This window comes from Streptomyces sp. OR43 (assembly GCF_008042275.1).
Classification (GTDB): Bacteria; Actinomycetota; Actinomycetes; order Streptomycetales; family Streptomycetaceae; genus Streptomyces.
Genome location: NZ_RDBK01000022.1, coordinates 236,507 through 249,788 on the forward strand (window position 1 = coordinate 236,507; position 13,282 = coordinate 249,788).

Consider the following 13,282-nt stretch of genomic DNA (forward strand, 5'->3'; position numbering starts at 1 on the left):
TCGTTCGGCGATGCTGCGGCGTTGGTAGGAATTATTGGCGGCTGAGGTTACGGGTTACTCCGGCGGCGATGGTCGTAGCGAGGATCCAGCCTGCTGCGATCAGTACATAGGACAGCCACTGGTAAAGGCCTGTGGGATTGAATGCCTTCTCTTGGCCGAAGTCGATGATGGGCAGGAGAAGGTCGAGAGTATAGACAAAGGGATTGAGGTCCGGTCCTTTTCCGCGCTCGGCCGGATTTGGGTGATGTAGCCCGTAGGCGACTGAGCCGAGCAGCAGCAGGGCGAGGAGCCAAGCCATGGCACGGGTGGGGCGGAAGCCGTAGCCTACGGTGGCATCTTGGAGGTGGCCCCAGATCTTGCCGTACCAGGTCAGCGTGGTCCGCTGCCGGCGTTGTTTGGCGAGTTGGACCGTGCGGGCCTCCTTGTCGTCTCCGACGCGGCGGTAAGAGTCCGCGAGTTGCTCGTAGGCTTGAGGCACGAAGCCCCCTTCGTCTCGCTCCAATAGGGCAAGTCGTTGAGCCGCGGGCAGGCGCGGGACGATCGCTTCGTACGTCAGGCCGTCCAGACGTACCTTGGCGGGCCAGACCTGGGGTTTAGCATGGATGATCTTGAAGTTGGCGTAATGCATTTTGACGTCGCCTGCGACTGGGGCGGCGTCCCAGAGCGAGAACACTGCAGCCTCGCAGCTGCTGACACCCAGCGCGACACCACCCGGGTTGCGGAGCTGAGCCTCAATAAAGGTGATCAGCCCGGTGACCTTGGTCCCGGTCAGTCTGACGCGGCCATCGGTTATGAGGCCACCCGCGTTGAGCACGGTTCCGACGGTGAGGTGGGCAGCGTTTAGCGCGTCTCCGCCCGAGTTGCTGATGTGGGCATCTTCAAGGTCGAGGGTTCCCTCGATTCGGGTGGCCCCAAGGCGAATTTCGCCGTGGGCCACCAGTTTGGGTGCCCAGATGTCGTTGCCGATGGAGGCGTTGCTGAGTTGGAGGACACAACCGCCGTCGGTGCCAAGGTGGGCTCGGTCGAGAAAAACTCCTCCGGCGATCTGGGCGCTGCCCAGTTGGATACTCCCCGGTATACGGCAGTCGGTGAGCCGGAGTGTGTCATCGACGTGTATGGCTGTGGCCGTGAGTGCGGGAAGGCACGAACCGCTGAGGTCGAGCTGGCGGGTGCGTGCTCCGTAGAAGTCCGGGGTTTGCTCGAAGTGGCAGGCGCTGAGATGGATGGGGTGGACGATCTCTGCGTGCTTGAGGCTGAGAAGGCCGGTGATCCGGGCGCCGGTGAGGTGTAGTGCGGGTACTTTGCCGGATTCAGGGGGGCTGCTGAGGAGGAGGGCGCGGAGAACGTCGGCGCGGACTGTTCGCTCGGGGCCCCAGGCGCCGGGCTGTTCAGGGTTCTCGTTCTGGGCCTGACGGAGGTCGATCGGTTCACCGCGAGGGAACGCCTCACAGAGTTGGTGTTCCGAAGAGGTCAAGTCCACGATCTCCATCCGCGGCACATTACCTCGTAGGGGGTATGCCCTCGGAACTGCTTTTGGGATCTGCTGACCTGAGCGGCTCAATTAGGCCAGGCTGGCTGTATGGGGCGAGGGGATCTGACGAATGCGGAGTGGGACCGACTGGAGTCGTTCTTACCTCCTGGTGGTGCGCGTGGTGGTCGGTGGAGCGATCACCGCCGGGTGATCAACGGGGTTCTCTACCGAGTGCGGACCGGTGTCCAGTGGCGGGACTTGCCGGAGCGGTTCGGACCGTGGGAGACAGTCTATAAACGACATCGCCGCTGGTCAGCCGATGGAACCTGGCAGATGCTGTTGTCTCGCATCCAGGCAGCCGAGGATGCGGCGGGCGGTATCGACTGGGATGTGTCGGTGGACTCGACGGCAGTACGAGCTCACCAGCACGCCGCCGGTGCGAAGAAGGCTCCTCCGGCCGCCCTTCCTCAAAAGGGGGCCGGACGGGGGACGAACCAGGTCGATCCGGTACTGCGGAAACTGGTCGCCCGTCTGGAGGAGGTGGTCAGATCGGTGAGTGTCTGGGGCGGTCCCGCGGCGGTTTCACCACCAAGATCCACCTTGCCGCCGAGGGGCGATGCCGGCCCCTCGCGTTTGTCCTGACACCCGGACACTACGGTGGCGGACCCCAGCTCGAGCGGGTCCTGGAGCGGGTATCGGTGCCCCGAACCGGAGTGGGCCGGCCTCGAACCCGGCCTGACCGTGTCCTGGCGGACAAGGCGTATACGTCGCGCAGAAACCGCCGCTACCTGCGGCGACGCGGTATCCCGCACACGATTCCAGAACGCCTTGACCAGCAAAGACACCGCAAGAGCCGAGGCTCCCGAGGCGGTCGCCCCACCGGTTTCGACAGCGAGCGCTACAAGAAGCGCAACACCGTCGAACGCACCATCAACCGCCTCAAGGGCTTCCGGGCCGTCGCCACCCGCTATGAGAAACGCGCCTATATCTACCTCGGTACCGTCACGCTCGCAGCACTCGTCATCTGGCTCAGAACATGATCCGAGAAACAGCGCCTAGAGCCCTGCGGCCGTGCTGGAACCCTCGGCCCTGCTGGAACCTCCGCCCCTCCCGGAACCCACCGCCCCTCCCGGCGCTCTCCGCCCTTTCCTGAACCCTCCGCCCTTTTTCTGGTCCGACCACATGCCATGTGTGACATAGTGGGAGATTCGGAAGAGGACGAGGCCGGTAGCGGAACGGCTCCGGCCGGGGCAGGGGGTGGCGGATGCCCGTCGAATGGCAACCCGTACGGCAGTCGCGGACGCATGAGCTGGTGCTCCAGAGCATCGAGGAGCAGGTCTTCGCCGGAAAACTCAGGGCCGGCGACCGGCTGCCGCCCGAGCGTGAACTCGCCCCGGTCTTCGGGGTCAGCCGCTCCGCCCTGCGCGAGGCGCTCCGCGTCCTGGAGACCATCGGCGTACTCGTGGCGCAGCCCGGCCGGGGACCCGACTCGGGAGCCCGCATCGTGCGCAACCCGGACGACGCGCTCGGGCGGCTGCTGCGCCTGCATTTCGCCCTCGGCAGCTACAGCCTGCACGACGTGATGGAGGCCCGGGTCGCCCTGGAGCGCGCCAGTTTCGCCGCCGCCGCGACGCACGCCTCCGAGGAGGACCTGGACGAGGCGGGTGCGGTGGTCCACCGGATGTCGCAGCCGGGCATCCTGCCGGAGGAGTTCAACGAACTCGACACCCGGTTCCACGTCAAGGTGGCCAGCAGTTCCGGTAACGCGCTCACGTCGACGCTGACCTCGGCGGTCCGGGAATCGGTACGCCCCCTCATCCTGCGCGCGCTCGAAGAGGTCGACGACTGGCCGGCCACCCAGGCGCATCTCAACCGTCAGCACGCCGAGATGCTGAGGCTGACGCGCCTCGACCGGGGTGACGAGGCGGCCGACCTCGCCGAGCTCCACATCCGCGGTTTCCACGGCACGCTGGTCGACGAGGACCGGACCGGTGGCGACGACGCGGACGGCGCCACCGGCCAGGAGAGGCCCTAAGGCAGCATCCAGGAAAGTGCCGGCGTGGACTGGAGATAGACCAGGACACACAGGATGGCCAGCATGCCCACGCTGTACCCGGCTACCTTGCGCAGCAGGATGCGTTCCGAGCCCGGCATCTGTACGGCGGTGGCGGCGATGGTCAGGTTCTGCGGACTCACCAGCTTGGCCACCACGCCGCCGGAGGTGTTCGCGGCGACCAGCAGCGTCGGGTCGATGCCGGCGGTCTGACCGGCCGTCTGCTGGAGGTTGGCGAAGAGCGCGTTGGCCGACGTGTCGGAACCGGTCACCGCGGTGCCCAGCCAGCCGAGGATCGGTGAGAGCAGGGCGAACAGCCCGCCGGCCGTCGCCAGCCAGGTACCGATGGCCACGGTCTGGCCCGACTGGTTCATCACGTAGCTCAGTGCGAGCACGGTCGCGACCGTCATGATGGCGACCCGCATGTTCTTCAGGGTGCGTCCTGCCGCGGAGAGCGCCATGGGCCCGGTCATCGGGTAGGCGTCGCGGTCCTTGGCGTAGCGGTAGATCAGCGTGACCAGGATGCCCGAGATGATCAGCAGGGTGCCCGGGTTGCCCAGCACCTCCAGCTTGTAGACCGCGCTGGACGAGGGCTCGCCGCTGGGTGTGAGGAGCTCGCCGTACAGGCCCGGCCACTCGATGGTGAGGTTGAGGTGCCCGAGGAGCCCGGGTACGTCGACCCCGCCGATGTCCAGCTTGGCGAGGGCGAAGATGGCGATCACCAGGATGTACGGGAGTACGGCGTAGGTCACCCGGCGCGGCGTGAGCGCCTCGTTCTCCACCTGGGAGTGCTGGTCCTCGGGTGTGCGGGGCTTCCAGAAGCGCAGCATCAGCACGGCGGCGCCGAATCCCGCGAGCGAGGCGACCACATCGGTGAGTTCGTACGCGAAGTGGCTGGAGCACCAGTACTGGGCCACGGCGAAGACGCCTCCGGTGACCAGGGCGATCGGCCACAGCTGGCGGATTCCGCGGGTGCCGTCCACGACGAAGAGCAGCAGCAGGGGCACGAAGAGCGCCAGCAGCGGGGACTGGCGGCCGATGACCGCGGCGATGTCCTCGGCCGGGATACCGGTCAGGTTGCCCGCCGTGGTGACCGGGATGGCCATGGCGCCGAACGCGACGGGCGCGGTGTTGGCGAGGAGGACCGTCACGGCCGCCTTGACCGGCGGCAGGCCGAGGGCCATCAGCATCACGGCCGTGATGGCGACGGGAGCTCCGAACCCCGCGAGCGCTTCCAGCAGACCGCCGAAGCGGAACGCGATGAGCATCGCCTGGACGCGCAGGTCGCCCCGGCCGACGGCGCTGAACGAGCGGCGCAGGTCCTCGAACCTGCCGCTGACGACCGTGAGTTCGTAGAACCAGATGGCCGCCACGACGATCAGCATCACCGGGAACAGGCCGAACACCAGGCCCTGGGACGCCGAGAGCAGGCCGAGCTCGACGGGCATCCGGAACCCGATCACCGCCACGAGCAGAGCGGTGAGGACCGAGCCCAGCGCGGACACCAGCGCCGAGCGCTTCGCCACCATCAGGAGCAGGAAGAACACGGCGAGCGGGATGAGGCTCACCAGGGCGGTGGCCAGCAGGCTGTCGCCGATGGCATGCACATCCGGTGTGTACGAAGCGAGCGTGGGGGCGGGTGGTGCGGGGGCCACGAAAGTACTCCTCGTCGAGCGGTACGGGCAGATCGAACCGCGTGCCGGCAGCTGGTTCGGCGATCAGTAGGACACCGCATATGTCGTATGTCAATAAGGTCGGACCAAGTGCCGGGTAGGTCACTCCCCTGTGCGGTACGGGTGAATGTGTGGCGGAAAGGGCTTTCTCCGCGCTGCCTGAAAGGGGCCTGGGCGTGGTGCGCCTCTCCTCAAATCGGACCGAGGGTAGTATGGTCGGACCACAAACTGCGATCGGGGAGGCCCCATGCGTATCGGACTCTTCGCCACCTGTCTGGGAGACACACTCTTCCCGGAGGCGGTGAAATCCACGGCGGTGCTGCTGGCGCGCCTGGGGCACGACGTGGTGTTCCCGCCGGGGCAGACCTGCTGCGGACAGATGCACGTCAACACCGGCTATCAGCGTGAACCCGTCCCCCTGGTGCGCAACTTCGCCGAGCAGTTCGGCGATGCCTCGATCGACGCGGTCGTCATGCCGTCCGGATCATGTGCCGGTTCCGTCCGCCACCAGCACGAGATCATCGCCGAGCGCTACGGCGACGCGGCGCTGCGCTCGGGCGTCGCCACGGTGAAGGCCAAGACGTACGAACTCTCCGAGTTCCTGGTCGACGTGCTGGACGCCACCGACGTCGGCGCCTACTTCCCGCACCGCGTCACGTACCACCCCACCTGTCACTCCCTGCGGATGCTGCGCGTCGGTGACAAGCCGCTGCGGCTGCTGCGGGCCGTCGACTCGATCGACCTCGTCGAGCTGCCCGAGGCCGACGCCTGCTGCGGATTCGGCGGCACCTTCGCCCTGAAGAACGCCGACACCTCGACCGCGATGCTCCAGGACAAGATGCGCAACATCGCCACCACCGACGCCGCCGTGTGCACCGCAGGCGACTCCTCCTGTCTGATGCACATCGGCGGCGGGCTCTCCCGGATCAAGTCCGGCACCCGCACCCTGCACCTGGCCCAGATCCTCTCCTCCACCCGTACCGCACCGCACGTCCTGACGGAGGCCGCCCGATGAGCAGCACCTTTCTCGGCATGCCCGCGACCCCGCCCCGCTCCCCGTACGGAACGGGCAACCTGCGTGGCGACCGGAAGTTCCCCGCGGCGGCGCACGAGGACCTGGGCAACGAACAGCTGCGCCGCAACCTCGGCAAGGCCACCCACACCATCCGCGCCAAACGCCTCGACGTCACCGGCGAGCTGCCCGACTGGGAGGAGCTGCGCGACGCGGGATCGGCCATCAAGACCGACACCATGAACCGGCTCCCTGAGCTCCTGGAGGAGCTGGAGCGCAAGGTCACCGAACGCGGCGGCACCGTCCACTGGGCGCGGGACGGCGGCGAGGCCAACGAGATCGTCGCGCGGCTGATCAAGGAGACCGGCAGCAAGGAGGTCATCAAGGTCAAGTCGATGGCCACCCAGGAGATCGGCCTCAACGAGCACCTCGAATCGATCGGCATCACCCCGTACGAGACGGACCTCGCCGAGCTCATCGTGCAGCTCGCCCACGACAAGCCCTCGCACATCCTGGTGCCCGCCATCCACCGCAACCGCGACGAGATCCGGGAGATCTTCCTCAAGGAGATCCCGGGCGTGGACCCGTCCCTGGACAACGTCCCCGCGCACCTGGCCGCCGCGGCCCGCGCCTATCTGCGCGAGAAGTTCATGACGACGAAGGTCGCCGTGTCCGGAGCCAACTTCGGCATCGCGGAGACCGGCACGCTGTCCGTCGTCGAGTCGGAGGGCAACGGCCGCATGTGCCTGACCCTGCCCGACACCCTGATCACGGTCATGGGCATCGAGAAGGTGCTGCCGCGCTATCAGGACCTGGAGGTCTTCCTCCAGCTGCTGCCGAGGTCCTCCACGGGCGAGCGGATGAACCCGTACACCTCGATGTGGACCGGAGTCACCCCCGGCGACGGCCCGCAGACCTTCCATCTGGTGCTGCTCGACAACGGACGCACGGCCGCGCTCGCCGACCGGATCGGGCGCGAGGCACTCAACTGCATCCGCTGCTCGGCCTGTCTCAACGTCTGCCCGGTGTACGAACGTGCGGGCGGCCACGCCTACGGATCGACGTACCCCGGACCGATCGGCGCCGTGCTCACCCCGCAGCTCGCCGGCATGCACGCGGCCAAGGACGACCCCAACAGCTCGCTGCCCTTCGCCTCCAGCCTGTGTGGCGCCTGCTTCGACGCCTGCCCGGTCAAGATCGACATTCCGTCGCTGCTGGTCGAGCTGCGCCACCAGCACACCGAGCAGTCCGGTACCACGGCCGAGAAACTCGCCATGAAGGCGGCGGCCGGAGTGATGAAGAGCCCGAAGCTGTTCACGGCCGCGCAGAAGGCGTCCGGGCTCGGCCGCGTCATCGCCGGACGGGACGGGAAGATCTCGCATCTGCCCCCGCCCTTCAATGGCTGGAGCGACAGCCGCGACACGCCCGCCCCGCCCAAGGAGACCTTCCGCTCCTGGCTGGCATCGGCCGAGGGAGCCGCGACCATGCGGGCCGCCGCCGACGCGCACACCCGGAACCAGCAGCAGGAGGACGAGAAGTGACGACCGCTCGCGAAACGGTGCTCGGCCGCGTCCGTGACGCCCTGGCCCTGGCACCCGCAGCCGGCACCCCGGTCCCGCGCGCCTACCGCACCGGGCGCACCCTCCCCGACGAGGAACGCCTGTCGCTGTTCACCGACCGGCTCGTCGACTACAAGGCCCAGGTCCATCCCTGCACCGCCGACCGCACGGCCGAGGTTGTCGCCGAGGTGCTGAGGCAGCGCGGAGCCCGCCGGATCGGCGTGCCCACCGGCCTCGACCCGCAGTGGCTCACCGCCTACGACGGCGAGGTGCGGCAGGACTCCGCCGATATCCCCGCACCGCGGCTGGACTCGCTGGACGGCGTCGTCACGGCCTCGGCCGTGAGCTGCGCCGAGACCGGCACGATCTTCCTGGACGGATCGCCCGGTCAAGGCAGGCGGGCATTGTCGCTGGTGCCCGACCTGCACGTCTGCGTCGTCGATCTGTCGACCGTGGAGGTGGGCGTACCCGAGGCGGTGGCCCGTTTGGTGCCGGAGCGGCCGACGACGCTGATCAGCGGTCCTTCGGCCACGTCCGACATCGAACTGGAACGGGTCGAGGGCGTGCACGGGCCACGCACCCTCGCGGTCGTGATCCGCACGGACGTGTGACGGGTAGCGGGCGGGGTGCGCCGCCGGAAGGCGGCGCACCCCCGTCCCGCTACCGGCTCATCCGTGCGTGACCGTCACCTGGCCGAAGACGATCCGGGTCGTCGCCGAATCCTCGGCCCAGCACACCTCGACGCTGTCCCCGTCGACGTTCACCCCGCTCACCACACCGTCCAGCGCCTCCGCGCCCGGCTCCGCGCTCAGCGAGGCGAGCGCCACCAGGACCACCGTGCCCTCGGCGTCCGCTCCCAGCCGGGGCAGCACCGCCCAAGGGGTGTACGCCGTGCCCTGCGGGGCGCGTACCTCGTCCCGCGACTCCCAGCCGTGCAGACCGTGCAGCGCGGACGTCACCGGTGACCCGGCTCCCGTCGCCCAGCCCGTCTGTTCCACCCGCGCCCCGTGCGGGGCGCCGAGCACCCGGTGCGCCCGGAGCTCGTACCGGCCGCGGACCACCGTCACGCTCTCCACCCGGAGCCCCGGCACCATCGGCGCCCCGCCCGCGAAGACCGGACGGTGCCAGGACGCCGCCCAGCCCCAGCCCTCGCCGCCCCCGGCGCCCAGCGGGCGGATGGCGCGGCGGCCGCTGCGGGTGCCGGCGACGACCACGGACAGGTGGTTGTCGGCCGGGTTCGCGCGCGCGGTCGGACCGGTGACCGTCGAGTACGCCTGACGGCTGTACAGCGGGTCGTCGGCCACCGCCGACTCGCCCTCGTGCGGCCGGACATGGTCGCTGCCGTGGTTGTGCAGGCGTACGATCCCGTCCGCCCGCGTCGACTGGACGAGCAGCCCGGGGGCGGGCAGCGCGAGCACCCGGTCCGGCCCCTCGCTCGGCGCCGGCTCCTCGGTCGCCGTCCACAGCGGGTGGTCCGCGGGGGCCAGGAGCGAGACGAAGGCCTTGGACGCCCAGTAGGGCGAGGCGGGACCGGAATAGGGCTGGAGCGTGGCGTCGTGCGGACCGTGCCAGCCCAGGTTCAGCAGGCCGTCGGTGCCGGTCGCGCCACGGTCCAGGAAGTAGCGCAGCGACCCGCTGATCACCCGGCGGGACGCGCCCGGCGTGAGCGGGGTGTCTCCGGTGAGCGCACCCAGCCCGACCGCCGCACCGGCCGCGAACCGGTAGGTCAGCGACCGCCCGAAGTGGATCGGCGCCCCGTCCCCGCCGAACAGCAGGGCGAAGCCCTCCAGGTGCTCGCGCAGCCGCGCCCCGTAGTGCGCGGAGAGTTCGGCGTCACCGCTGAGGTGGGCGTCGAGCACGGGGTACAGGTGCAGCGCCCAGCCGTTGTAGTGGTCGAAGGCGCGGCCGTCGCCGTCCGCGTACCAGCCCTGACCGCGGTACCAGCCCTCCATGAGGTCCTGCGCCCGCTCGCGTGCCCGCGCGGTCTCCGCGTCGGCGCGACCCACCGATTCGAGGAACCCGGCCACCGAGTAGGGGAACAGGTACCAGTTGTTCGGCGCGGGGGTGTGGCGGAGCGCGCCGCGCAGCCATTCCTCCGCGCGGTCCTGCACGGCCGGGTCCAGCCGGTCCCAGAGCCATGGCCGGGTGAGCCGCAGCCCGATGGCGACCGAGGCGGACTCCACCATCGGCTGGCCGAAGACGGTGTGGTCGAGGATCAGTGGCCAGGACTCGGCGTCGTCCCGGCCCGGCGTGCGCGTACCGGCCGCCAGCCCGTCCGCGTACCGGTCGAGCCAGCCGTGCGGGTCCTTGCCGTCCGCGCCGGCGACCCGGAACGCCGCGGCGAGGAACGTGCGCGCGTAGCCCTCCAGACCGTCGGACCGGACCCCGGAAGCGGACGGGCGACCTGGCAGGTCGAGGAGCGCGCTGCCGGGGGTGGCCCACTGCCAGGCGGCCCGCAGCAGACCGTCGGCCGCAGCCTCCCAGTGCGCGCGGGTGTAGCCGGTGTACGGGCTCGCGGCCCGGTCGTCGGCGGGAAGCTCCAGCGGGGAGTTCGGGTGCGGACGGTTCATGCGAGGAAGGCCAGCCTTTCGCGTCGTACGGGATGGGCGAATCCGTCGCCCGCGGCCCAGCGTTCGGCCTCGCCCACCGCCAGGTCGACGAGCCGCTGCCACTCATTGCCCTGCGAGCCCGCCAGATGCGGGGTGATCAGGGCGTTCTCGCAGTCCCACAGGGGGTGGCCGGGCGGCAGCCGGTCGGGGTCGGTGACGTCGAGGACCGCCCGGATGCGGCCCAGCCGCAGGACGTCGACGAGCGCGTCCTGGTCGACGACGGCGCCCCGCGCGGTATTGAGGAGCACACCGTCCGGGCGCATCGACATGAGCAGCTCCCGGCTGACGAGCCCGCGCGTCGCGGGCAGCAGCGGGGTGTGGACGCTCACCACGTCGCTCTGCGCGAACAGTTCACCGAGTCCGACGGGCCGGACGCCGAGCTCGGCCGCCTCCGCGTCGGAGACGTACGGATCGTGCAGCAGCACCCGCAGGTCGTACGGGCGCAGGAGCTCGATGACCCGGCGGCCGATGAGCGAGGCGGACAGGATGCCCACCGTCCGGCCGTAGTTGCCCAGGGCGGGCGAGGTGGTCAGCGAGTCGTCGCGGGTCCGCTCCGAGCGGTAGGAGTGCGCCCGCTCCAGGGCCCGTTTGCCGGAGAGCAGGATCATCGCGACGGTGTACTCCGCGACCGGGAGCGCGTTGGCGGCCGCGGCCGACGACACCTCGATGCCGCGTTCCCAGCAGGCGTCGGTGATGTGCCCGCGGACGCTGCCCGCGGTGTGCACCACCGCCCGCAGCCGGGGCGCCGCGGCGAGCGCCGCCGCGTCGAGCGGCGGACAGCCCCAGCCGGTGACCAGGAGTTCCGTGTCCGCGAGCACGGCACGGGCCCGGTCGGTGGTGAAGTCGTCGAGTACGGGCGGTGGCGCGAGGTCGCACACCTGTGAGAGCGCGGCCAGCGACCGGGTGTTCAGCAGCGCGTCCGCGGTGGCCGGCTGCATGGCGACGGCGGCGCGCGGCCGTCGTCGTCCGGTGGGTGCGAGGGGGATGGTGCCGGTCATTCTTCTCCTGATTCCGGAGGGGTGCGCGGTCCGGCTACTTCACGGCGCCCGCCGTGAGCCCCGACTTCCAGAAGCGCTGGAGCAACGCGAAGGCGAGGATCAACGGCAGGACCGCGAGCAGCGAACCCATGATCACCACGGGGTAGTACTCGGGCGATACGGTGGCGGCGCTGTTCCACGTGTACAGGCCGAGACTGACGGGATAGAGGTCCTGGTCGGAGAGCATGACCATGGGCAGGAAGAAGTTGTTCCAGATCGCGGTGAGCTGGAAAAGGAACACGGTGACGAGACCGGGACCCAGCATCCGCAGGGCGACCCGGAAGTACGTCGTGAGCTCGCCGGCCCCGTCGACCCGGGCCGCCTCCAGCACCTCGTTCGGTACGTAGCCCTGGCTGAAGATCCGGCCGAGGTACACGCCGAACGGATTGAAGAGCACCGGTATGAAGACCGACCAGAAGGTGTTCACCAGCCCGGTGCCCGACGCCATCAGATACAGCGGCAGCGCCAGCACGGTCTGCGGCACCATCACCGCCGCGAGCACGAGGCCGAACAGCTTCTCCTTGTGCGCGAAGCGGTACTTGTCGAAGGCGTACCCGCAGGCGATGCTGATCAGCGCTCCGAGCCCGGCGCCGAGTACCGCGTACAGCAGGCTGTTGCCGTACCACCGGGTGTACAGACCGCCGTCCATCGCGAACAGGTCCTTGAGGTTCCGCGCGAAGGAGAAGTGGTCGAGCGACAGCACGTCGCTGCCGAACAGCGCGTCCCGGTCCTTCGACGCGGCGAGCACCAGCCACAGCACCGGCAGCAGCGTGTACAGCACCGAGATGCCGACGACCAGGTTGACGACGGAGCGGCCGAGGAGCCGGGGCCGCAGGACTGCGGCGGTGCGGGTGGGAGCGGTGGCGCTCATCGGGCGTCCTCCTCGGCGGCGTCGGAGCGGTTGGTCCAGCGGGTCACGCCGTACGAGAGGGCGATCGTGCACACCAGCAGGACGACCGAGGCGGCCGCCGCCAGACCGTAGTTGTTCCGGGTGAACGCGGCGTCGTAGATGTACATGCTGGGCGAGAAGCGCGAGCTGATCATCGGGGTCGACTGGCTCAGCAGCATCGGCTCGGTGAAGAGCTGGAGCGCGAAGATCAGGGTGAACATCGCGACCATCACGACGGAGGAACGCACCAGGGGCGTCTTGATCTGGAGTGCGGTGCGGACGGGTCCGGCGCCGTCGACGACGGACGCCTCGATGACTTCGCGCGGCACCGCCTGCAGGGCGGCGTAGAAGACGACCATGTTGTAGCCGAGGTTGCTCCACAGGGCGATGTTCACGATCGAGGGCACCACCGTGTGCACCCCGAGGAAGTCGATCGTGATGTCGGCCTTGCCGAGCAGGTCGATGACCGGGCTCAGCCCTGGTGTGTAGAGGTAGAGCCAGATGACGGCGGCGATGATGCCGGGCACGGCGTGCGGCAGGAAGAGTCCGAGCTGCGCCCAGGAGCGCAGCCGCACCACGCCGGAGTCCAGCAGCAGCGCCAGTGCCAGCGCGCCGACGACCATCAGCGGGATGTAGATCAGGCAGTACAGGACGACGGTGCCGAGACCGCTGAGGAACGTCGGGTCGGTCAGTACGGCGGTGTAGCTGCGCAGGCCGACGAAGACCGTGCGCTCCGGGCCGAAGCCGAGCCCCGGCTGGTCGTCGCTGAAGAAGCTGAGCCAGACGGCGGTGCCGACCGGGATCAGGAAGACCGTCACCAGCAGGATGAAGAAGGGAGTCATCAGGGCGCCGGCCGCGCCGAGTTCACGGCGGCGGGCCGGCTTTCGGGCGGTGCGCGGGGACGTGGTGGGTGCCGGCGCCGCCGCGGAGACGTTCACGGGGGCGGAAGCCGGCGTGGTGACGGGGGTGGTCATCGAAG

Annotated in this window: 11 protein-coding genes; 5 read left to right on the top strand and 6 right to left on the bottom strand. The window is 69.4% G+C overall.

Annotated features, from left to right (window positions below; genetic code table 11):
- Positions 1–31 precede the first annotated feature (31 nt).
- Positions 32–1,489, bottom strand: a complete 1,458-nt coding sequence (locus tag EAO72_RS10885; protein ID WP_148017047.1) for a membrane-associated oxidoreductase — start codon at positions 1,487–1,489, stop codon at positions 32–34.
- Between the two features lie 90 nt (positions 1,490–1,579).
- Between EAO72_RS10885 and EAO72_RS10890 the strand changes: the two genes are divergently transcribed.
- Together EAO72_RS10890 and EAO72_RS10895 are read left to right on the top strand one after the other, a co-directional pair.
- Positions 1,580–2,511 (top strand): IS5 family transposase gene (locus EAO72_RS10890; RefSeq protein WP_410090209.1). Its coding sequence is split into 2 segments (ribosomal slippage): positions 1,580–1,978 and positions 1,981–2,511, totalling 930 coding nucleotides; the frame shifts between segments, so codons are not numbered across the junction.
- Positions 2,512–2,735: 224 nt separating this feature from the next.
- Positions 2,736–3,506, top strand: coding sequence for a FadR/GntR family transcriptional regulator (locus EAO72_RS10895; protein ID WP_148017048.1), 771 nt, complete (start codon positions 2,736–2,738; stop codon positions 3,504–3,506).
- On the opposite strand, the gene EAO72_RS10900 is transcribed toward EAO72_RS10895, so the two are convergent.
- Positions 3,503–5,179, bottom strand: a complete 1,677-nt coding sequence (locus EAO72_RS10900; RefSeq protein ID WP_148017049.1) for an L-lactate permease — start codon at positions 5,177–5,179, stop codon at positions 3,503–3,505. The two genes, EAO72_RS10895 and EAO72_RS10900, sit on opposite strands and share 4 nt — an antisense overlap.
- Positions 5,180–5,444: 265 nt before the next feature.
- Between EAO72_RS10900 and EAO72_RS10905 the strand changes: the two genes are divergently transcribed.
- The 3 genes from EAO72_RS10905 to EAO72_RS10915 are packed head-to-tail and all read left to right on the top strand — an operon-like array spanning position 5,445 to position 8,379.
- Entirely contained in the window at positions 5,445–6,212 is a 768-nt protein-coding gene (locus tag EAO72_RS10905) for a (Fe-S)-binding protein (RefSeq protein WP_148017050.1), read from the top strand.
- The gene (locus EAO72_RS10910) at positions 6,209–7,750 is read left to right on the top strand and encodes a LutB/LldF family L-lactate oxidation iron-sulfur protein (protein ID WP_148017051.1); all 1,542 of its coding nucleotides are present in this window, start codon (positions 6,209–6,211) and stop codon (positions 7,748–7,750) included. The genes EAO72_RS10905 and EAO72_RS10910 overlap by 4 nt, the downstream gene beginning before the upstream one ends.
- Positions 7,747–8,379, top strand: coding sequence for a LutC/YkgG family protein (locus tag EAO72_RS10915; RefSeq protein WP_148017052.1), 633 nt, complete (start codon positions 7,747–7,749; stop codon positions 8,377–8,379). The genes EAO72_RS10910 and EAO72_RS10915 overlap by 4 nt, the downstream gene beginning before the upstream one ends.
- A 57-nt stretch (positions 8,380–8,436) precedes the next feature.
- Here EAO72_RS10915 and EAO72_RS10920 read toward each other — a convergent pair whose 3' ends face one another.
- The 4 genes from EAO72_RS10920 to EAO72_RS10935 are packed head-to-tail and all read right to left on the bottom strand — an operon-like array spanning position 8,437 to position 13,277.
- A complete protein-coding gene (locus EAO72_RS10920) occupies positions 8,437–10,338 on the bottom strand; it encodes a DUF2264 domain-containing protein (RefSeq protein WP_148017053.1) in 1,902 nt (633 codons plus the stop codon).
- Entirely contained in the window at positions 10,335–11,375 is a 1,041-nt protein-coding gene (locus EAO72_RS10925; RefSeq protein WP_148017054.1) for a hydroxyacid dehydrogenase, read from the bottom strand. The genes EAO72_RS10920 and EAO72_RS10925 overlap by 4 nt, the downstream gene beginning before the upstream one ends.
- A 34-nt stretch (positions 11,376–11,409) precedes the next feature.
- Positions 11,410–12,285, bottom strand: a complete 876-nt coding sequence (locus EAO72_RS10930) for a carbohydrate ABC transporter permease (RefSeq protein ID WP_148017055.1) — start codon at positions 12,283–12,285, stop codon at positions 11,410–11,412.
- On the bottom strand, positions 12,282–13,277 hold the full coding sequence (locus EAO72_RS10935; protein WP_148017056.1) for a carbohydrate ABC transporter permease: 996 nt from the start codon (positions 13,275–13,277) through the stop codon (positions 12,282–12,284). Before EAO72_RS10935 ends, EAO72_RS10930 begins: the two co-directional genes overlap by 4 nt.
- Positions 13,278–13,282 lie beyond the last annotated feature (5 nt).

Excerpts from the sequence above, each read along its gene's own strand:
- EAO72_RS10885 (WP_148017047.1), bottom strand. The coding sequence starts at position 1,489 with ATGGAGATCGTGGACTTGACCTCTTCGGAACACCAACTCTGTGAGGCG.
- EAO72_RS10925 (WP_148017054.1), bottom strand. The coding sequence starts at position 11,375 with ATGACCGGCACCATCCCCCTCGCACCCACCGGACGACGACGGCCGCGC.
- EAO72_RS10920 (WP_148017053.1), bottom strand. The coding sequence starts at position 10,338 with ATGAACCGTCCGCACCCGAACTCCCCGCTGGAGCTTCCCGCCGACGAC.
- EAO72_RS10905 (WP_148017050.1), top strand. The coding sequence starts at position 5,445 with ATGCGTATCGGACTCTTCGCCACCTGTCTGGGAGACACACTCTTCCCG.
- EAO72_RS10910 (WP_148017051.1), top strand. The coding sequence starts at position 6,209 with ATGAGCAGCACCTTTCTCGGCATGCCCGCGACCCCGCCCCGCTCCCCG.
- EAO72_RS10935 (WP_148017056.1), bottom strand. The coding sequence starts at position 13,277 with ATGACCACCCCCGTCACCACGCCGGCTTCCGCCCCCGTGAACGTCTCC.
- EAO72_RS10930 (WP_148017055.1), bottom strand. The coding sequence starts at position 12,285 with ATGAGCGCCACCGCTCCCACCCGCACCGCCGCAGTCCTGCGGCCCCGG.
- EAO72_RS10895 (WP_148017048.1), top strand. The coding sequence starts at position 2,736 with ATGCCCGTCGAATGGCAACCCGTACGGCAGTCGCGGACGCATGAGCTG.